This is a genomic window from Streptomyces sp. NBC_00075 (assembly GCF_045041225.1).
GTDB classification, from domain to species: domain Bacteria; phylum Actinomycetota; class Actinomycetes; order Streptomycetales; family Streptomycetaceae; genus Streptomyces; species Streptomyces adonidis.
The window spans coordinates 8,310,090-8,328,884 of sequence record NZ_CP108243.1; the positions used below are offsets into that span (position 1 = coordinate 8,310,090).

Sequence of the window (18,795 nt, forward strand, 5' to 3'; positions counted from 1 at the left end):
CCCCTCGTCTACGACGCGAGCGAGATGAGCCGTCCGACCAGATCGGTGAACGGGCCGTCGGTGGGCTCCTGTTTGAGCATCCGGCGCAGCAGCGCGGCCATCTCCTCGTCATAGGCCGCGCTTACGGCGGCCAGCGCGGCGAAGTCGTGCACGAGCTGCGCCTCCAGCTCGGCACGCGGCACGCGCCGCCCGTCCAGCCAGATCAGCGCGGTCGACTCGACGAGCGATATCCACGTCCGGATGACCAACTCCAGCCGGGCGGGCGCGTGTTCGGCGTCCAGCTCCAGATGCGACAGGATCTGGACGTACGCGGCCTGGCGTACGGCGTCGATGAGCGCGTTCGTCGCCGAGGCGTTGCCGGCCGCCGAGCGCACCCCGTCCGCCGACACCGCAGGACCGCCGCGCATCAACGCCGCGAAACCGGGCCCGTGTTCGTCGACGAAGTCGAAGAACCGGCGCATCACGCGCAGCAGCCGCGCCCCCAGCGGACCCTCCTGCGGCTCCACGAACCGGCCCGCCAGATCGTCCGACGCACGCTTCAACGCGGCCTCGTACAGGCTGAGTTTGCCGGGGAAGTAGTGGTAGACCAGTGGGCGCGAGATGCCCGCGGCCGACGCGATCTCATCGATGGAGACCTCGTCGGGCGAGCGGCGGCTGAACAGTTCGAGGGCGACGCCGATCAACTGCTGCCGGCGTTCCTCGACTCCCATTCTGCGGCGAACCCCGGTTGTCATGCGAACACCTTACCGATCGATTACGGCCCTCAACGGACCGGTCCGACCCGGGGTGTTCACAAATCCAGCACAAGCGGACCACGTCGTGCACGCGACACACAGATCAGCATCGAGTCCGCCCGCTCGGCATCGGTCAGCAGCTCGTCGCGATGGTCAACTTCCCCTGCCAGTACGCGTTGTCGGCACGTCCCGCAGAACCCCTGCTCGCACGAGTAGGCGGTGTCAGGCAACTCCTTCCGTACGGCGGCCAGCACGGTCGAGTCGGCGGCCACCGTCAACGTCCGCCCGCTGCACCGGAGTTCGACCTCGAAGGCCTGGTTTCCCGCAGCCGACGTACGCGGAGCGAACCGCTCCAGCCGCAGCACGGCCCCCTCGGGAATCCGCGCCTCGACCGCCGCCGTCAACCCCTGAGGGCCGCAGCAGTGCACGGCGGTGCCCTCGGGCAGCTCCGCCGCCACGCCCGCGAACAGCGCGTCGAGATCGGGCAGCCCGTCCTCGTCCTCGGCGACGACGGTGACCCGCCCGGAACCGGCACCCGAGCCCAGCTTCTCGATCTCGGCGAGGTACGGCATCGAGGCCCGGCTCCGCCCGCCGTACAACAGCCGCCATTCCAGGCCGGGTCGGTCGGCGACGGCCCGGAGCATCGGCAGGATGGGTGTGATGCCGATCCCGCCCGCCACGAAGACGTACGCCGGAGCCGGGGCGAGCGGGAAGCGGTTGCGCGGGCCGCGCACCTCGACGGTCATGCCCGCCCGCAGCCCCTCGTGCACCTCGCGCGAGCCCCCACGCCCGTCCGGCACCAGCCGCGTGGCGATCGTGTACGCGGAGGTGTCCGCCGGGTCCCCGCACAACGAGTACTGCCGCACAAGCCCCGACGGCAGCACCAGATCGAGATGTGCGCCGGGCTCCCACCCCGGCAACTCCCGCCCTTCCAGCCGTAGTTGTACGACTCCCTCGGCAACCACCTCATGGGCGGCGACCGTCAGCCGCAGGGACCGGTGGCGCGGTCGGCCGGAGACCGGCTCCGCCAGCGCGGGCAGCGGCCACAGCGGCGAACCCTCGATCCGGCGCCGCACGGCCCGCCGGGCGAGCAGCGCGGCCCCGGCGGTGAGCGCGAGGGCCAGCGGCCGGGACATCAGGCGGCGCCCTTGTCGGCGGCGACGGCGGCGGGAGAGGAGGCCAGATAGGCGACGGCCTGCTCGGTGGACCCCTCCTGGGAGGGGTGATAGTCACGGCGGAGATAACGCGGCACCGATCTCGCCATGGCCCAGGTCGACGGCAGTAGACCGCGCTTCCCACGCAGGTAGAAGCCCCGGAAGGTCGGCTTGCGGAGTCCTGGGGCCGGGTCGTTCGCCATGAAGAACCGCACCCCGCGCTGCCACAGGAAGAACAGCGCCAGCAGCCCGGTCAGCCAGGTCCGCACCCGCCGCCGGTAGCCCCCGTCGACATGCGTGAACAGATCGAAGGCGACCGACCGGTGCTCGACCTCCTCGGCGCCGTGCCAGCGCAGCAGATCCAGCATCGTCGGATCGGCGCCGCGCCGGTCCAGCTCCGACGCGTTGAGTATCCAGTCGCCGAGGAACGCCGTGTAGTGCTCGATGGCCGCTATGGCGGCGACCCGCTCCATCAGCCACCACTCACGGCCCCGACGACCGGACAACGGGCTCCGGTCCCCGAGCAGCTTCTCGAAGAGCCAGTCCACCTGTGCGGTGTAAGGCGTCGGATCGAGCCCCGACTCCCGCAGATGCGGGAGGACTTCGTCATGGGCCTGGGAGTGCATGGCCTCCTGCCCGATGAACCCGACGACCTCCGCCCGCAGCCGCTCGTCCCGTATGTAGGGCAGCACCTGCTTGTACACATGCACGAACCACCGCTCCCCGGCAGGCAGCAGCAGATGCAGCACATTGATGGTGTGCGAGGTGAACGGATCTCCCGGCACCCAGTGCAACGGGGTCCCTTCCCAGGAGAAGGACACCTTGCGCGCCTTGATATTGGACATGGCGTCAATGTACTGACGGGTAGGGGGCGGGGAAACCCCCGTGCGAGGACTTGTTGACACCAACGTCAGCAGGAGCGCCCCAAAGGGGCGCGGGGAACTGCGCGACCAGCCCCCACCGGCCCGCAGCGACTAACGCAACCCCCCAATACCCCGCCCATCCTTCAACGTCCCCTTCAACCCGGCCTGAGCCCCCTGCTCGGTCCTGGCCGCCAGCAAGGCACCCCGCACAGTAGAGGCAACCCCACCCGTAGCCGTAATGGACGCCGTGTTCTCAGCACCGGCGGCCAGCATGAACCACTCACCCGCCCCCGACTTCCACAGCACCCCAGCCAGCACATTCGGATCCCGCGGCCCACAAGCCGCAGAACTCTCCGACTTGGCCGCCACCGCCCCGTACTGCCCACCAGGCGTATGGAACTGCGCCAACACCCGAGCCCCACCACCCCGCCAGGTCTCCGCCCGGGTGCACACCCAGTCCGCCGCCCCGCTCCCATCGGGCAGCGGCTGCTCCGCGTACTGCCAGGCATTCACCGTGCGCACCCCCTGCGAGTGCATCGCGGCGAGCGAGCAGGCGAAGGGCGACCACGTCGCCAGCGCGGCCGGCGCCGACGCCTCGCGCGGCGCACCCGGGCGCCCCGCAGTCAGATGCGCCGGAACGAGTTCCGCGAGGTCGCTCAGCAGACGCGCACCCCCGGTGTCCGTCACCTGGAGCGTGTTCCAGGACTGACACGCGCCCTTCTGTGCGATCGGGCTGGCCAGCGGCCCGGTCACCCCGTCGGTGAGCCCGAGGTCGATCGGCGTCGCCGCCGGCTCGCGCAGGTCCCGCATCTCCGCCTTGAGCACCCAAGGCGCCGTCAGATAGCGGACGTTGCCGTCGGCCCGGTCGAGGACCACCGCGTCGGCCTCGGCGCCGGTCGCGCCGTCGACCCGGGCGAAGTCGAGGGCGGCCCCGGCCGTGCCGTCCTTCGGTTCGGCGTACCGGGCGATGCGCAGACCGTCGTACAGGATCACCACGCGAGCCGCGTCGACCGTGCCCGCGTACAGGAGTTGGGGCGGTCCCGCCGGGCCGCCGGACGGGGTGGCCGGGGTCGCCGAGACCTGGACCGTCTCGCCGGGGCGGGCCCAGACGGCGAGGGCGCGGCGCAGCAGGGCGCTGTCCCCGACGAGGTCGCCGCGCGCGGGCCAGACGGAGAAGTCGGTGCGGGCGGAGGACTTCCAGGCAGCGGCCGGTACGAGGGTCAACCGGGCGGGATCCAGGGCGGCTTCGGCGGCCGGGTTCTGCGCGTACGCGGGGGCGGCGGCGCCGTCCGGGGCCCAGCCGCCGCCGGGCAGGCCGAGCAGCGTGCCGCACACCGCGACGGCCGTCGCGGCGACGAGCGCCGCCTTGAGGTGCTGCCTGCGCCGCATCAGGTCGGTCGGGCGGGCCTGGAGCGAACAGGGGTCGAACTCGGCGGAGGCGAGCAGCGCGTACTGCGTCGGGACCTCGTCCGCCTCACGGATTGCCTCGGTCGGCCGGTCCACCCCGGCGGCCTCCAGGGCCGTGCGTACGTCGCCGTCCGGGAGCTTCTCCAGGCCGCGCAGGACGTACGCGGCCCGGGCGGGTCCGGACAGGGCCGACAGCCGCTGGTCCAGGGCGAGTTCGTCGGCGCCGCCCGACCGCGGGAAGAGGCGCAGGCCCCACACCTGGGGGAGCAGCGGCGGCAGTTGCGACCGCTTCGGCAGCGTACGGCCCCGCCACGGCTGCCCGGCCGTGAGCGCCGTACGCAGCACCTGGAGGCGGACCAGCGCGTAACCGGCGTCGCCCGCGCGGCCCTTGGACTGGGCCGGGATCACGGTCGAGGAGGTGCGGCCCCGGGGCAGCGCGCGCTGTACGAGGGCGTGCGCGGTCAGGACGCGCCTGTTGCGGCCGAGGCTCGGCGGCAGCACGAGATAGGCCAGCCGGACGAGCCGCGGGTAGTGCTCGACGAGCGCGGCCTCGGCCTGCTCCACGTCGACGACGGGGCGGCCCTTGGCGTTGGTGCCGGTGGTGGGGTGGGAGTTCGAGGCGACATCCTGTGACTGCACGTTCAGCAGAACGAGCGAATCGGTGGATGGTCACCTGGCGCGCCGAAAGGCGGCCCGGGTGCGTGGCGGAGGTGAACCGATTGAGCGTTGGGCGCGTGGGAGCCGTATCGAAGAAGAGGCCCCTTGCCTGGGCCCTCTGCGGCATGGGCCGAACGGGCTCGGCGTCGGAACGACCGGAGGAACGACAGATGAGGTTGACGCGACCGAAAAGTGCGGCGGTCGGAGCCGTGGCGGTGCTGGGGCTGGCGCTCACGGCCTGCGGGGGCGGTGACGAGCACGCGTCCGGGCACGATGCCACCGACGCGGTGCCGGTGGCCGCGACCGGCAGCCTCGAACACCTCGCGAGCGAGGCGGGCTGCAAGCCGAACATGCAGACGGACGCGGACACGATCCGCCAGGCCATCTGCAAGAACTCCGACGGCAAGTTCGTCCTCGCGACGTTCGCCACCGACCGCGGTCAGGCCGAATGGCTCAGCGGGGCGAAGGACTACGGCGGCTACTACCTCGTCGGCCGCAAGTGGGTCGCCGTCGGCCCGGAGAAGACGGTCGCGGCACTCCAGGACTCGCTCGGCGGGGCCCTGGAGGAGGGATCCGCGCACATGAATCCCGGTGGCAGCCACAACAGCAGCGGTCACAGCAGCTGACCGCAAGGCGTCGGGCCCGGCTCAGGAAGTCGGAGCGGCGGGCCCGGGAAGGCAAGCGAAAGCCGGCGGTGGGAAATCCCACCGCCGGCTTCTTCAGTGCTTGCTGCTCAGTCGGTCACTGGCAGTTCTGACCGCTGTTGATGCACTGGACCATCTGGTTCATCGTGTTCTGGTCGAAGAAGTTGATGAAGTCGTTGTGGTCGGTGATCGGCTTGTGCAGCTGGTCCGGGAAGGAGTCCACCGCGAAGGGGTTGACGACCTGCCCGTTGTTGATCTGCGGAGCGGCGACCTTGTAGACCAGGCGGACCTGGAGCTGCGGGATGGCCTGGAAGCCGTTGGAGCAGCTGCCGTCCTGCTCGACGAAGTCGACGTGCGTCCGGTGGTTGGCGCTGTCGATGTTCTGGCCGTCCCAGCAGCTCTGGAAGAAGGACGTCCGTACCACGTCACTGCCCTGCGGGCAGATCGGGTACTTGTCCGTCAGCTGGCGGTCCTCGAAGCCGGTGCAGCTCCAGTTCGTGTTGGCGTTGTTCAGGCCGTTCACGAAGGACTTGGCGTCACCGGTGATGATGCGCAGGGCCGTCGGCATGGCGACGACATCGCTCGTCTTGTTGCCGACGAACTTCAGCTGGGCCTCGCTGGCCTGGATGATCGTGCCGACGTTGCCGTCCTGGCCGCCACCGGGGGCATTGGCGTCGATGTCGTTCTGACCGTCCTGCACACGCAGCACCGGCCAGAAGTACGACGACTTGTCACCCTGGTTCTGGCAGGTCGTGTTGCCGTTGGCCAGGTCCTCGTCGCTCGCGAAGGCGTTGTTGGCCTGGTTGCCGACATAGTCGTGCTGGTGCTGGGCACCGTTGCTGACACCCGGGGCGACGATCACGTTGTCCGAGTTGCGGTTCTCGTTCTCGTTGGTGCCACAGGACGTGGTGAACGTGCCCGTCGAACCCGAGTCACCGTTCGCCGGGAGCCCGTTGCCGTTCACACCCTGCGGGCCGCCGTTCGGCTGGACCTGCGTGATGTCCTGGAAGTCGGCGGCTACCGGGCCGTTGCCGGCCTGACCGCCGTTGCCCTGGTCCTGACCGGCGTCGCCGCCCTGGTCCTGGCCGTCATTGCCCTGGTCCTGACCATCGTTGTTCTGGTCCTGACCGTCGTTGTTCTGGTTGCCGTCGTTGTTGTTCCCGCCGTTGTTCTGGTCACCACCGTTGTTCTGGTTCCCGTTGCCGTCGACGACCTCCGGCTGCTCGGCCGGCACACCCGTGCACCCGGCGAGCTGGTCGGCCTGACCGGCCTGGCCGCCCGCGTTCCGGATGTTGATGTTGATCCGGTCGATCGTGGCAGCGCGCTTGGACTTCAGCGGGCTGAGAATCGCGTTGTCGACGTAGCTGGCGTCCCCCGCCTGAGCCTGACGCGTGTCAGCGAGACGCTTGTACGCGTCCGTGACCTGCTGGTCCAGCTTCGACAGCTCCAGGGCAACGGCCTTGCGGGCCTTGCGCGGCACCTTGGTGAGCTTCTGGCCGACATCCGGGCAGTCGATCGTCGCTACCTGCGCGGCAGCGGCCTTGGTCTGGTTCTGGGCGCCGTTCTCCTCGTGCGCCGAGGCGTAGAAATTCGCCCAGACAAGTCCACCACCACCGATCGCGAGGGCCGCGGATGCGGCCACGGCGCGAACGGCCAGTGGTGAGCGTCGTTTACGTGCATTGCGTCCCATGGAACTCCTCTGACTTCCTTGCGGGGCTATCGAGGCGCCCGACAGGAGTGAAGCGGCGCCATCAGATACGCGGGGCGTCCCAGGAGTGTTCAGCCGCCTCAGAAATTGGTGAGAGATTCGCGGGACAATTCGACCCCAACTTCACCTGCAATACCGGGAGTTGCGGATCTCTTACAACAAGTGCCCGACCAGGGGGCGGATATCGTCGAACGGGGACGGACATCATCGACTTTCGTGCGCTTTTGACGCCCCTGGTCCAGATAGGCGAGTACCGCCAGGACATGGCGATTGTCGCCGTCCGGCACCGCAAGTCCGAGTTCGGCGAAAATGTTGGACGTGTGCTCGGTGATCGCCCGCTCCGTGACGACAGGATGCCCCGCGATCACCGCGTTCGAACGTCCCCGAGCCATCGGATACGGGCCTGCGGGGTCACTGACGCGAACACCCGTACCGGGGGGTGGTGCGAAGCACACCCCTGGGTACGGGTGACAGGGTCAACGCGCGGTCGGGGGCGTGTACTTGTACCCGACGCGCCGAACCGTCTGGATCGCCTGCCGGTGCTCCGTACCGAGCTTCCGGCGCAGCCGGGCGATGTGGACGTCGACGGTACGGCCGTCACCCACATGCCCGTAGCCCCACACCGTGGTCACCAACTGGTCGCGGGTGTGCACCCGGTTCGGGTGCGCGACGAGATGGGCGAGCAGCTCGAACTCCAGGTACGTGAGATCCAGCGGCTGCCCGTCGACCTCGGCGGTGCGCTGCACGTTGTCGACGCGTACGAGGGGCCGCCCGCCGTCCGTACCCGGCTGCTCCGGCGCGAGGGCCGGCTCGGGGTCCGGGAGCGCGAACGGCAGCACGGGAGGCTGCTGGTCGGCCGGTACGAGCACCAGGTAGCCGATCATCGGCGGCTGGCCCGGCAGCGTGGGCAGCGTGTGCGGGGGAGCCGGCAGCCAGGTGGCGCCCGGCGGCAGGAAGTCCGTGACGTCGACCACCTCGTCCCGGTCCACGGCACGCAGTCGGTGCCGTGCGGAACCGTTGGGGGACGCGGGGGCCGGGGAGAGGGGAGAGACGGGGGAGAGGGAACGAGTGGTGGTCGCCATGAGAGGTCAGCTCTTTCGCGCGAGGAGGTCGTCTGGATTGACGTACGTCGACTGCGCGCTGGCCGAAGGCCGGGAGTACGGCGTTAGAGGGCCGGCGCGTTCATCGCGCGACAACACACCCGGTCGAAGTCATGGTGCTGACGGGAAGGCCAGAAGGGCTCGAGGTCGTGACGACCTGTCGCGAGGTACTTCTGGAAGCCGGCCATGGTCCCTATTGAAGCAGAGAAGAGGGGAAGCAGAGAAGGGGTGTCCACCGTGTGGTGGACACCCCTTCTCACTATCCGGTCAATCCGGCGATCAGACCTGGCCGGCCTTCTCCAGGGCCTCGCAGCAGGTGTCGACGATCAGCCGCGTCACGACGTACGGGTCGACGTTGGCGTTCGGGCGGCGGTCCTCGATGTAGCCCTTGCCGTCCTTCTCGACCTGCCACGGGATACGGACCGAGGCGCCACGGTTGGAGACGCCGTACGAGTACTCGTTCCACGGGGCGGTCTCGTGCAGGCCCGTCAGGCGGTCGTCGATGCCGGCGCCGTAGTTCTTGACGTGGTCGAGCGGCTTCGAGCCCTCACCGAGGGACTCGCACGCGGTGATGATCGCGTCGTAGCCCTCGCGCATCGCCTTGGTGGAGAAGTTGGTGTGCGCACCGGCGCCGTTCCAGTCGCCCTTCACCGGCTTCGGGTCCAGCGTCGCGGAGACGCCGAAGTCCTCGGCGGTGCGGTAGAGCAGCCAGCGGGCGATCCACAGGTGGTCGGAGACCTCCAGCGGGGAGACCGGGCCGACCTGGAACTCCCACTGACCGGGCATGACCTCGGCGTTGATGCCGGAGATGGCGAGACCGGCCTTGAGGCAGTTCTCCAGGTGGGCCTCGACGATCTCGCGACCGAAGATCTCGTCGGCGCCGACACCGCAGTAGTAGCCGCCCTGGGGGGCCGGGAAGCCGCCCTCGGGGAAGCCCAGCGGACGGGAGCCGTCGAAGAAGGTGTACTCCTGCTCGATGCCGAAGATCGGCTCCTGAGCGGCGTACTTCGCGGCCACCTCGGCGAGCGCGGCACGCGTGTTGGACGAGTGCGGCGTCATGTCGATGTCGAGGACCTCGCACATGACGAGGATGTCGTCACCGCCACGGATCGGGTCCGGGAAGGAGGCGACAGGCTTGAGCACGCGGTCCGAGGAGTGCCCCTCGGCCTGGTTCGTGGAAGACCCGTCGAAGCCCCAGATCGGCAGCTCGGCGCCCTTGGCGTCGTCGGCCAGGATCTTGGTCTTGGAGCGGAGCTTGGCCGTCGGCTCGGTGCCGTCGATCCAAATGTACTCAGCCTTGAAGGTCACGGGACCATCCTTCGGGGTGGGTCTAGGCGCACTTGCGGGTGCTGCGGCGCTGCGGCACTGGGGCGCCGCTTCCTGTTACCCGCGAGCCTGTCAACAGGCGATTTCCCGATCATTGCTCGAATGTGAACCCCGTGTTACCTGGTGTTCTTGTGGTGCGTTTCACGTGCGGAGGACGGCGGGGAGCGGTGGGGGAGGGGCGGAGGAGAACCGAGGGCCCCTGAGAGCAGGCGGCGCCGGATACTCGTATGCGAAGGGGTTGAGAACACCCCGGACGACGACGCGCCCGCACACGGAAGGGCCCTGCCGCTCCTGGCCGAGAGCGACAGGACCCTTTTCCGAGCAGACGCCGGCGCTGGAACCTCACCCCACCTTCTCGATCAGTGCCCGGCGGATCAGGAACTTGCCGGGCTCGCGGACCTGCTCGAAGGCCGCGTTGTTGAGGAGGGCGCAACTGCCCGAGACCGAGGTGACCTTCACTGTCGTGGACTTGTTGTTGTCCAGGTTGGTGACGCGCAACGTGGTCCCGGCGGGGAACTGGTTGCTGGACGCGGCGGGCGCACCGGCCTCCCCGGAGAGGGTGACGGTGGACCCGGTGCAGACCTGCTGCCCGTTGGCGGGCGCGGCAGGGGCGGCGGGCGCCGCGGGCGAGGCGGTCTGGGCCGGAGACGGGGCCTGAGTGGCAGGCTGCGCGGCGGGCGGCGTGACCTGGGAGTCCTGAGCCGACTCCCCAACCACACACCCGGACGCTTCCTGCTGGACCTTGATCTGCGCGATGACCGCTTCACGGTTGGCGATCCGGGCGGCCGACTGGGCGTCCGGGCTGGCCTTCTGCCCCGCGATGAAGCTCTGGTTGTTGCCGAGGGCGGTGGCGAGCCCCTGGCAGACGGTCGAATCGGCGGCGGTCTGGGCGGCGTTGGAGGTGGCGGCCATCGCAAAAGCACCACCACCCGCCACAGCCACCGCACTGACGAACAGCACGACCTTCTTCTTGGTACCGACAGTTCTCCTACGCGACATGCGCGCCTCCTGAAGAGATAGGGGAGCGGACGTCGCTATGTACGAGATACCGAACGGTGTTACTCAGCGGTTACGGGAGCCACCGAAGTAACGTACGTCACATGACCGGACGCCGGGACAAGGCATCCCGTACAGCGTCCTCCGTACGAGCAACAACGGCACTCCCGTCATCGGCGGTGATGATGGGCCGCTGAATGAGCCGAGGATGCGCGACGAGCGCGGCAACCCACCGCTCCCGATCCGCCTCCTCCCGCCCCCACTCCCGAATGCCCAACTCCTTGGCGACGGCTTCCTGGGTCCGGGTGATGTCCCAGGGTTCGAGCCCGAGCCGTTCGAGTACGTCGAGAATCTCGCCCTCGCTGGGCAGCTCCTCCAGATACCGCCGGACGGTGTATTCGACACCCTCGGCGTCGAGCAGCGACAGCGCTCCGCGGCACTTGGAACAGGCCGGGTTGATCCAGATTTCCATGGGGCTCACGGTACGCGAGAGGCCTTGTGGCCAGGGCCTTTTGTCAGTGCCAGGCAGTAGAATAGAAGCAGTGTTCGAGGGTGTCGCCGGGCGTTCCGGCGCCACCCTGACCGCGACAGGAGGATGCCTGTGCCCGCTGCCGCTCTCAAGCCGTCGCCCACCCAGTCCACCGCCAGGAGGGGGGTCCTGCTCGAACTGCCGTACGCCCCCGTGGAGAAGCGCCCGCTGCCGCCGGGCCGCCCCCGTGAGTGGTACGTCACCCACAACCGCCGCCTCAAGGCGATGCGGTTGGCGATCGCCCTGCTCGACTCGGGCGTCTATATGCCGAACCAGGCCCGCAACGAAACGATCCGCAGCGCGGCAGACCTGATCGGCATCCACCCCCCGTCGGACACGACCTGCCACATGGTCCGAGCGCTGATGCGCTACTCCCGCTGAACAAGCGGCCGGACGGGCTGATTTTCAGCCCGTCCGGCGTTTGAGGACGAGGCCGTTCAGGCCGACAGCGGGGGTCTGGGGGCGCAGCCCCCAGGAACGGGATGGGACGGGTAGGGGCGGCGGGGGCGAAAAAATCCAGCCCACCCACTTCTCACGCATACCGCTCCAACAACCCACCCACATACTCCCGCAACCGCCCCCCAAGCACCCCAGCGGCCAGATCCCCCCGCCCCAACTCCCTCCAAGGCCCCGCCAATTTCCCCGCATCGCCCGCATACCCCAACGCATCCAACAGCCGCCAGTACAAGTGCTCCCGCCCCTCGGCCAGCCGCCGCCCGCCCAGCGACGCATACCGCTCCCCGAACCCCAGCCCGTACTCCGCCCCGTACAACAGCGCGACCGCAGTCGAACAGTGCGCGACATCGAGATCCGCAGGCCCCCACGAGGTCTCCACCCAGTCCACGACCCCACTGACCCGCAACTCGTCACCCTCCCCCTCGAACAGCACGTTCCCGGGATGAAAGTCCCGGTGCAGAAAGCACCCTTCGTACGCGGGAGCCGCCCGCCGAATCACGTCCACGGCCCGCTCCCACAGCACCCCGCCGGGGGTACGCACCCGCTCCGGAGACGTCCAGGCCTGATAGTCACGCGGCAGCTTCTCGGGTACGACCTCATGGATCCGTACGAGTTGACCCGCGAGCAGATCCAGCCGCCGCTCCAGGTCCTCCTCGGAGGCGTCGACCCGTACCCGCCCCGGCAGCAACGACATCAACAGCGAGGGATGGTCGCAGTGTTCGGCATCGGCGTCGACCGCGATCAGCCGAGGCGCGGGCACACCCTCCCGCGCCGCCAGCAGCGTCATTACGTCCGCCTCCCGGGCCAGCAGCCCCGGCCCGTGATACCGGAAGAACGGCTTCACGAACGACCGCAGCACCACACCACTGCCGTCATCCAGGGTGAGCCGCCGCATCTGAGAGCTCCAACCGCCGTACAGCGTCCGCGAGTCACGCACGGCGGCCCCCGCCGGCAACTGCTTGGCCACCCAGGCCCGCGTCGCCGTCCACCCCCGGTCGCCAAGACCGGTGAGCACCGCGTCCACGAACTCCCGCCGGTCGTCGGCGTGATCGCGGAACCGGAGCCCCAAGAAGTGGTCTGCGTCGGGGAGTTCGAGGCGAGTGAACTGCGCCCGCGCCGCCAGCGACTCCGTCACCGCATCGGTCACCTCGGCCGGAATGACGTGATCGGCGCCAGGAACAACCAGCACCGCCCGCCCGTCGTACGCTCGCAGCGCGTCCAGCGCGGGCGCCCCGCGCCAACTCCCCGGCGTCCGGATCAACTCGCTGAAGCGGCCGTCCCCGTCACCGAACGGCACGTCCCACGCCTCGCCCCCGTACACGGCGGGCGCGCACAACCCGAGCGCGGCGACCCGCTCCCCGTAGTGCCCCGCGAGATCCGCCACCGTCTGGCCGCTCATGCTGAACCCCACCAGCACGAGCGGGCTGTCAACCGGAACCCGCGCCCCGATGACCCCGACGGCCTGCTCGAACCGCCGCCGCAGGCTCAACTCGCCGAGTGCGCCCGTACTTTCACCGTGCCCGGAGAAGTCGAAGGCGAGCCCCTGGCAGCCGCGCGCGACGAACTCGGCGAGCAGCGGCAGCAGTCGCTCCTTGCTTCCGTTGCCGGCGCCGTGCAGCAGAACGACGGTCGCCGCACCCGGATCCCCGCCCGGGTCATCCCCGTACACCCCGCTGAGCAGTTCACCGTCGACGTCGTACGAGAAAGGAAGCAGCTCACTCATGAGCCCATTCACTCATGAGCCATTCACTCACGCCGTGCGCGGGAGAAATGCAGATGCGCCGCTTACCCCTCCGTCCCTACGCTGGACAGGCGTAGCGAAGCCGTAGACACCGCTTCTCGCCGGACAGGCGTCACTCACGGGACTCGGGGCTACTCTCTACGCACCGGCGGAGGGACGCCCACCCCCAGCGCCCCGCCGGAGCACACCGTCACGCACATCACCGCTCAACCACCCACGCCACCACAAGGAGTCCCGTCATGGGCACCTTGATCATTTCCGCGACCGTCGTTCTGATCATCATGGGCTTCAACAACAGCATCCTGTGGCTCGGCGCCGCAGGTCTGCTCTACGTCTACTTCCGCTACGGCCGTACGGGGAGCGGCACAGCGGCCCCCTCGTCCGGAGCCGGAGGAGCGGGCGGCCCGGCCGCGGGTTCCTCGCCCGCGAGCTACCGCGCCTACCGTCAGCGGAGGGACCAGCAGGCCAAGTGGGAGCGCCGCTACCGTCGTGAGCGTCCCCTGGAGTCCCGCCGCCAGGACCGCAAGGGCAAGTAGCACGAGGAGGACTTGCAGAAGGGCGTGTCCCCGGTCTGTCACGTCACAGACCGGGGGCACCCCACACCGGGAACCACCGGCTCAGATCCTCCTCGATCCGCAGATCCCCGGAGAGTGCGGCCCGCACCTGCAACTCCAGGGAACTGTCCCGCCGTTGACCGTGACCGTCACCGCCGGCCAACGGAGAGAAGGGATAGAAGGTCCCGCGCTTGTAGAGATAGACAAGAGCAAGCCGCCGGGCACCCTCTCCCGAACCGTCGGGATCCTCGAACCCGACCACGGAACACAACAACTGCGGCCCGAACCCACTCGCCTCCAACGCACTGTTGACCGCGTGCAGATCCCCCACGAGCGCGGGCAGATCCTCGGGCCCGCGCCGCGACACCAGCCATGAGTACCCGTACTCGTCCCGGACCAGCTCGACCGGCGGCCCGGTCCGCTCCGTGTCCGCGTCGAGCAGCTCCTGGACCTCCTTGCGTACGTCGTCGAAGGCCGCGCCCTCCACGGTGGCGAAGCACACCGACCCGCGGCCCGTGGGCGTGAAGCCGGCCGCGGCCTGGAGAGTCACCGCGGCCGAGGGCAGCCCGAAGAGCCGGTCGAGATCGGGGGCGACGGGCCTGGTACGCCCGAGCAGAATGTCCAGCAGCCCCATAAGGCCTCCTCACACCTTCAAAGCTTCCCGGAGCCGCCGCCAGGAGCCGCGGCTTCCCCCAACTCGCCGGAGATCCGCCCGAGTTGGTCGAGCCGCTGCTCCAGGCTGGGGTGGGTGGAGAAGTACCGTGCCAGGCCCGGCTCCTTGCCGAGGGCGGGCGTGAAGTAGAAGGCGTTGAAGGCCTGCGCGGTCCGCAGGTCCTTCGACGGGATCCTGGCGATGTCGCCGGAGACCTTGGTGAGCGCGGAGGCCAGTGCCGAGGGCCGCCCGGTGAGCAGCGCGGCGGAGCGGTCGGCGGCCAGTTCCCGGTACCGGGACAGGGCACGGATCAGCAGGAAACTGATCGAGTACACAGCGGCGGAGACACCCATCACGGCCATGAAAATGACGGCGGTGTTCTGATCCCGCCGCCCCCCGCCGAACAACTGCGAGTAGAAGGCGAACCGCACGACGAGCCCGGCGATGACGCCGAGGAAGGACGCGACGGTGATCACGGCGACGTCCTTGTGCGCGACATGGGACAGCTCGTGCGCGAGCACACCCTCCAGCTCGGCGGGCTCCAGCCGCCGCAGCAGCCCGGTGGTCACGCACACCACGGCGTGATCGGCGTTCCGCCCGGTGGCGAACGCGTTCGGCATGTCCATATCCGAAACGGCGACCACGGGCTTGGGTAGATCGGCCACGGCACACAGCCGGTCGATCACCCCGTGGAGCTGCGGATACTCCTCCCGCTCCACGACCCGCCCGCGCATCGCGAAGAGGGCGACCCGGTCGGAGAACCAGTACTGCGCACCGAGGAACCCCGCCGCGACCACCACGACCAGCACCCAGGACTTCAGCAACACGATCAACGCGGCGACAAAGGCCACGTACAGCAGTCCGAGCAGAAACAGCGTGACCGTCATCCGCACGGTCAGCCCTCGATCGCTCCGCACCCGGTTCGACATCGGTACCACCCCGCAGTCAGGCACTCGCCCCACTGCCCAGTGTGCACCCGCCCCATCCCATGAAGCGGTCGCGCCCAGCCCTAGTCCCAGCAAAGGCTCGCCCCCGGCACCGACCTCGGACCACTCAGCACCCACTACCAGGCCAGCTGCCGCCCCCGGGCCAGCAACTCGACCACCTGCGCGGCCCAGCAGGGGTTCGGTTCCGATGCTGACCTGGGACCGGTCGTGCCCGCTCGGCAGGTGCTTCCGGCCAGCTGCCGTCCTGGGGCAGGCAGCGCGACCACCTTCGTGGCCCAGCAGGGGTTCGGTTCCGATGTCGACCTGGGACTGGTCGTGCCCGCTCGGCAGGCGCTTCCGGCCAGCTGCCGTCCTGGGGCAGGCAGCGCGACCACCTCCGCAGACCAGCAAGGGCTCGGCCCGACGCCGACCAGGCCCGCCGCCCCCCCCGCTCAGCACCCACTACCAGGCCAGCTGCCGCCCCCGAGCAAGCAACTCGACTACCTCCGCCGACCCGCGCGGCACATCGGCAGTCGCCTGCCAGCCCCGTACGGACGCCGCGGCCCATTCCCGCAGCCGAACGTCGGGATCGTCGAGCAATGAGACCGCGGCCCGCAGCCGTACCAGCCCCCCACACGCGTCCAGCAACCGGAACGCGGCCACCCGCGCATACCGGGGCCACTCGCCACCGAGCCGTTCCGTCAGCCGCTCGGTGTCCAGCGACCGTGCGAAGGGCAGCAGCGCCAGCGTCGCCTCCCGCACCACTCCGGGCGCCGGGTCGTCGAGCAGCGCACGCAGGCGTCGTACGTCCGTCACGTCCAGCGTCCGTAGCCCCGCCACCGCCCGCGCCCGCACCCTGGCGTCGGGATGCCCGGCCAGCGGCCACAGCAACTCCGCGTCGGCCCGCTCGCCGCACTCCGCCAGTCCGGCGACGGCACCGGGGGACAGCGCCGGGTCGTCCGGCCGGGCACATCGGTCCCGGTACCAGGCAGCCGGGTCACCGCCCACCTGCCGTACGACATACCGAGCACAGGCCCGCACCACCCCGGCCCGGTCGGCGAGAAACCCCTCGGCCCGCTCCCCCTGCCCGGCCCGCCGCAGCGCGGTCACCCCGGCGGACCGCACCCGAGGCCCCCGCGCCCCGAGCAGAGCGTCGAGCACGTCGCCCTCCGCCCCTCCCTCCCGTACGGCGGCCAGGGCGGCCTCGGCGCACAGGTCCTGGACGACGGGGTCGGGGTCGCGGGCGGCGGCACGGGCGAGTTCGGCGGGGGAGAAGTCCCCCTCGTCGACGGCCAGCCGGTACGCGAACCGGCGTACGCCACGGTCGGCGGAGGTGAACATCGGCGCGAGACGCTCACGGGGCGCCCGGCGCAGCACCTCGTCGAGCAGATCGACGGCGAAGACACCCCGGCCGCGCCGACCGCCCGTCAGGATCAGCGGGGCCAGCCCGACGGCCGTGTCCACGTCGCCGAGAACCGCCCGCAGCACCTCCCGGGCGCGCTCCCGCACGGGCGCCACCCAGTCGGCGGTCCGGACGACGACCAGCGGACACAGCCCGGGACACCTGGCCGCCGACCCGAGAGCCGCCTCACGTATCCGCCCGTCGGTGTGGCACAGGGCGAGCGCCAGCCGGGACTCGGGGAGTGCGTCGGGGTACCGGAGAGCGGCGACCTCGGCGGGCGGCAGCGGAAGCCAGTAGAGCCAGGACCGAATACCGGCATCCAGTCCGAGCCAGGCCCCGGGGTCCCCGGCGTCGACCACGTCCGACAGCGCGGCCCCCTCGGCCAGCCGCCGAGCTGCCGCTTCGCCACCCCTGATGTCCTCGCGCATACCCGCCCCCGGGGCCGTCCGCCGTGTCGCGTGATCGTAGGCCGGGGTGCACCCGCAGGTCGCGCGATATAAGGACGGCCAGGACTCACGCCAGCACGGCCAGCACAGCCAGTACGGCCGCTACGGCTAGTACGGAGCCCGGAACTGGACGTACCCCAGCACCAGAATGACCGCGGCGACACAGCCGAGCACCACGACCGTCGATATCCAGGACGACCTGCGCGGCCCCGCCCCCTCGGGCTCACCCCGGAACGGCACCGCTTCCGGCGGATTCTCCTTCCACCGAGCGGCCAGCATCCGCGCCCGAGCGGAGGGCTCCTTCAACTCGGCGTTGTCCGCCCACTTGATGTCGAACTCCCGCTCGTTGTCGTCCTGTTCGGACCTGCCCGTCATCCCCGTTGCCTCTCTGATCCCGTCCGGTCCCATGCCTGTGCGAGTGCCTGTGCGAGGTCTTTTCAGCATAGTCCGTACGTATGACAGCGCCCCCGCCACCGAAACCGGGGCGAGGGCGCTGACGTACACCGTTACCGGGCGCCTGGCGGCGCCGGCCGACTCACACGTCGAAGTACAGCTCGAACTCGTGCACGCGAAACGCAAAAATCGCGGGAGTTCGAAGTAGACATGGAACTTCGACAGGCACAGTCGGGAACCTGCTTGGCTCTAGCCTACGAGCGGCTGGAAGCACGGGCCATCAAAGACAACACGTACAGGAGCTATCTCCAGACTCTGAGGGCTCTGGAGATTGAAGACCTTCCCATCGAGAAGGCAACCGTTCGGGAGTTGGGCAAGAGGCTCAACACGGTCATCACGCAGAGCACTCGACGTAAGCACGCAGTCAACATCCAAGCTTGCCTTGGAATTAAAGTTCCCTGCGCAGCTCCGAAGCAAAAGGTCTATGACCTGGCAGAGGTCAAGGACGTCAAGGAAGCGTTCGCAGAGAGCAAGTACCGCCCTCACGTCTACGGGATGCTCTTTGCCGGTATGCGTATCGGTGAGTCCCTGGTCAATCAGCCTCTCAAGGGCAGCACCCTCACAATCGACAGGCAGAGGACACCGCAGAACGACATCACGCCCCCGAAGACAACCGGACCGGTCATCATCCCCGATTGGTTCGCAGAGGAGTACGCGACCTATCAGCTTGGCTCCATCAATCACGCAACGGTCTACCGGGGCATCAAGCGTCTCGGTAAGAAGGCTCTTGGGATTGACCTGAACCCCCATCAACTCAGGCACATGTTCGCAACCAATCTGGTCAAGCTGGGAGCACCCCCGGAAGTACTCCGCCGACAGATGCGGCATCACGACGTAGCCGTGTCCCTCCGGTATTACGTCCAGACGACCGATGCTGACGTTGCGTCGGTCATGGCGCAGTTCGGAGCCTGAGAAGCCCCGTACGCCTCTCTGACGTTTCCGGGGTACAACGGAGACCTGGAAAGGCTCACAGGCTCTCAGTCGGGCGCACAGAGCCTCACAGAGGCAAGCAAGAGCCCCGGTTACCCATCCAACTCGGAAGGGGCC

At 69.3% G+C, this 18,795-nt stretch carries 18 protein-coding genes and 1 pseudogene; 4 read left to right on the forward strand and 15 right to left on the reverse strand.

Going from position 1 to position 18,795, the window contains the following annotated elements; all coding sequences use genetic code 11:
• Nucleotides 1–8: 8 nt before the first annotated feature.
• From OG787_RS36370 to OG787_RS36385, 4 genes are all read right to left on the reverse strand, one after another.
• The gene (locus OG787_RS36370; RefSeq protein WP_369030864.1) at nt 9–734 is read right to left on the reverse strand and encodes a TetR/AcrR family transcriptional regulator; all 726 of its coding nucleotides are present in this window, start codon (nt 732–734) and stop codon (nt 9–11) included.
• Nucleotides 735–790: 56 nt separating this feature from the next.
• The gene (locus OG787_RS36375; protein WP_405538080.1) at nt 791–1,870 is read right to left on the reverse strand and encodes a PDR/VanB family oxidoreductase; all 1,080 of its coding nucleotides are present in this window, start codon (nt 1,868–1,870) and stop codon (nt 791–793) included.
• Entirely contained in the window at nt 1,870–2,733 is an 864-nt protein-coding gene (locus OG787_RS36380; protein WP_369030866.1) for a metal-dependent hydrolase, read from the reverse strand. Before OG787_RS36380 ends, OG787_RS36375 begins: the two co-directional genes overlap by 1 nt.
• A 129-nt stretch (nt 2,734–2,862) precedes the next feature.
• Entirely contained in the window at nt 2,863–4,797 is a 1,935-nt protein-coding gene (locus OG787_RS36385) for a hypothetical protein (RefSeq protein WP_405538082.1), read from the reverse strand.
• A 188-nt stretch (nt 4,798–4,985) separates the two neighbouring features.
• On the opposite strand from OG787_RS36385, the gene OG787_RS36390 reads away from it, so the two are divergent.
• The gene (locus tag OG787_RS36390; RefSeq protein WP_235479701.1) at nt 4,986–5,441 is read left to right on the forward strand and encodes a hypothetical protein; all 456 of its coding nucleotides are present in this window, start codon (nt 4,986–4,988) and stop codon (nt 5,439–5,441) included.
• A 115-nt stretch (nt 5,442–5,556) separates the two neighbouring features.
• On the opposite strand, the gene OG787_RS36395 is transcribed toward OG787_RS36390, so the two are convergent.
• From OG787_RS36395 to OG787_RS36420, 6 genes and pseudogenes are all read right to left on the reverse strand, one after another.
• The gene (locus OG787_RS36395) at nt 5,557–7,149 is read right to left on the reverse strand and encodes a DUF1996 domain-containing protein (protein ID WP_405538084.1); all 1,593 of its coding nucleotides are present in this window, start codon (nt 7,147–7,149) and stop codon (nt 5,557–5,559) included.
• Nucleotides 7,150–7,394: 245 nt separating this feature from the next.
• Nucleotides 7,395–7,559: pseudogene (locus tag OG787_RS36400) on the reverse strand (DNA-binding response regulator); the annotation flags it as partial.
• A gap of 84 nt (nt 7,560–7,643) precedes the next feature.
• Entirely contained in the window at nt 7,644–8,249 is a 606-nt protein-coding gene (locus OG787_RS36405) for a winged helix-turn-helix domain-containing protein (RefSeq protein WP_369030869.1), read from the reverse strand.
• Nucleotides 8,250–8,546: 297 nt separating this feature from the next.
• Nucleotides 8,547–9,575, reverse strand: a complete 1,029-nt coding sequence (glnII, locus tag OG787_RS36410; RefSeq protein WP_369030870.1) for a glutamine synthetase — start codon at nt 9,573–9,575, stop codon at nt 8,547–8,549.
• 360 nt (nt 9,576–9,935) lie between these two features.
• The gene (locus tag OG787_RS36415) at nt 9,936–10,592 is read right to left on the reverse strand and encodes a hypothetical protein (RefSeq protein WP_369030871.1); all 657 of its coding nucleotides are present in this window, start codon (nt 10,590–10,592) and stop codon (nt 9,936–9,938) included.
• A gap of 97 nt (nt 10,593–10,689) precedes the next feature.
• Nucleotides 10,690–11,061 (reverse strand): ArsC/Spx/MgsR family protein, encoded by a 372-nt coding sequence (locus OG787_RS36420; protein WP_405538086.1) that lies wholly within the window; start codon nt 11,059–11,061, stop codon nt 10,690–10,692.
• 129 nt (nt 11,062–11,190) lie between these two features.
• Here OG787_RS36420 and OG787_RS36425 point away from each other — a divergent pair, with 129 nt between their 5' ends.
• Complete coding sequence (locus OG787_RS36425) at nt 11,191–11,499, forward strand: hypothetical protein (protein WP_369030873.1); 309 nt, start codon at nt 11,191–11,193, stop codon at nt 11,497–11,499.
• A gap of 151 nt (nt 11,500–11,650) precedes the next feature.
• Here OG787_RS36425 and OG787_RS36430 read toward each other — a convergent pair whose 3' ends face one another.
• Nucleotides 11,651–13,297: an alpha/beta fold hydrolase gene (locus tag OG787_RS36430; protein WP_405538087.1), complete on the reverse strand. Its 1,647-nt coding sequence runs from the start codon at nt 13,295–13,297 to the stop codon at nt 11,651–11,653.
• A 257-nt stretch (nt 13,298–13,554) separates the two neighbouring features.
• Here OG787_RS36430 and OG787_RS36435 point away from each other — a divergent pair, with 257 nt between their 5' ends.
• Complete coding sequence (locus OG787_RS36435; RefSeq protein WP_369037839.1) at nt 13,555–13,851, forward strand: hypothetical protein; 297 nt, start codon at nt 13,555–13,557, stop codon at nt 13,849–13,851.
• Nucleotides 13,852–13,894: 43 nt separating this feature from the next.
• On the opposite strand, the gene OG787_RS36440 is transcribed toward OG787_RS36435, so the two are convergent.
• The 4 genes from OG787_RS36440 to OG787_RS36455 form a co-directional block, all read right to left on the reverse strand.
• Nucleotides 13,895–14,503 carry a PspA-associated protein PspAB gene (locus OG787_RS36440; protein WP_369037840.1) on the reverse strand — a complete coding sequence of 203 codons (609 nt, stop codon included), beginning with the start codon at nt 14,501–14,503 and terminating at the stop codon, nt 13,895–13,897.
• A 17-nt stretch (nt 14,504–14,520) separates the two neighbouring features.
• Complete coding sequence (gene htpX, locus OG787_RS36445) at nt 14,521–15,450, reverse strand: zinc metalloprotease HtpX (RefSeq protein ID WP_405538089.1); 930 nt, start codon at nt 15,448–15,450, stop codon at nt 14,521–14,523.
• A gap of 459 nt (nt 15,451–15,909) precedes the next feature.
• Nucleotides 15,910–17,277, reverse strand: coding sequence for a hypothetical protein (locus OG787_RS36450; RefSeq protein WP_405538091.1), 1,368 nt, complete (start codon nt 17,275–17,277; stop codon nt 15,910–15,912).
• 126 nt (nt 17,278–17,403) lie between these two features.
• On the reverse strand, nt 17,404–17,670 hold the full coding sequence (locus OG787_RS36455) for a hypothetical protein (protein WP_369037843.1): 267 nt from the start codon (nt 17,668–17,670) through the stop codon (nt 17,404–17,406).
• Nucleotides 17,671–17,898: 228 nt separating this feature from the next.
• Here OG787_RS36455 and OG787_RS36460 point away from each other — a divergent pair, with 228 nt between their 5' ends.
• Nucleotides 17,899–18,660: a tyrosine-type recombinase/integrase gene (locus OG787_RS36460; RefSeq protein ID WP_405538093.1), complete on the forward strand. Its 762-nt coding sequence runs from the start codon at nt 17,899–17,901 to the stop codon at nt 18,658–18,660.
• Nucleotides 18,661–18,795 lie beyond the last annotated feature (135 nt).

Coding starts and splice junctions, on each gene's coding strand:
- OG787_RS36370 (WP_369030864.1), bottom strand. CDS start 734: ATGACAACCGGGGTTCGCCGCAGAATGGGAGTCGAGGAACGCCGGCAG.
- OG787_RS36375 (WP_405538080.1), bottom strand. CDS start 1,870: ATGTCCCGGCCGCTGGCCCTCGCGCTCACCGCCGGGGCCGCGCTGCTC.
- OG787_RS36380 (WP_369030866.1), bottom strand. CDS start 2,733: ATGTCCAATATCAAGGCGCGCAAGGTGTCCTTCTCCTGGGAAGGGACC.
- OG787_RS36390 (WP_235479701.1), top strand. CDS start 4,986: ATGAGGTTGACGCGACCGAAAAGTGCGGCGGTCGGAGCCGTGGCGGTG.
- OG787_RS36395 (WP_405538084.1), bottom strand. CDS start 7,149: ATGGGACGCAATGCACGTAAACGACGCTCACCACTGGCCGTTCGCGCC.
- OG787_RS36405 (WP_369030869.1), bottom strand. CDS start 8,249: ATGGCGACCACCACTCGTTCCCTCTCCCCCGTCTCTCCCCTCTCCCCG.
- OG787_RS36415 (WP_369030871.1), bottom strand. CDS start 10,592: ATGTCGCGTAGGAGAACTGTCGGTACCAAGAAGAAGGTCGTGCTGTTC.
- OG787_RS36420 (WP_405538086.1), bottom strand. CDS start 11,061: ATGGAAATCTGGATCAACCCGGCCTGTTCCAAGTGCCGCGGAGCGCTG.
- OG787_RS36430 (WP_405538087.1), bottom strand. CDS start 13,297: ATGAGTGAGCTGCTTCCTTTCTCGTACGACGTCGACGGTGAACTGCTC.
- OG787_RS36435 (WP_369037839.1), top strand. CDS start 13,555: ATGGGCACCTTGATCATTTCCGCGACCGTCGTTCTGATCATCATGGGC.
- OG787_RS36440 (WP_369037840.1), bottom strand. CDS start 14,503: ATGGGGCTGCTGGACATTCTGCTCGGGCGTACCAGGCCCGTCGCCCCC.
- htpX (WP_405538089.1), bottom strand. CDS start 15,450: ATGTCGAACCGGGTGCGGAGCGATCGAGGGCTGACCGTGCGGATGACG.
- OG787_RS36450 (WP_405538091.1), bottom strand. CDS start 17,277: ATGCGCGAGGACATCAGGGGTGGCGAAGCGGCAGCTCGGCGGCTGGCC.
- OG787_RS36455 (WP_369037843.1), bottom strand. CDS start 17,670: ATGACGGGCAGGTCCGAACAGGACGACAACGAGCGGGAGTTCGACATC.
- OG787_RS36460 (WP_405538093.1), top strand. CDS start 17,899: ATGGAACTTCGACAGGCACAGTCGGGAACCTGCTTGGCTCTAGCCTAC.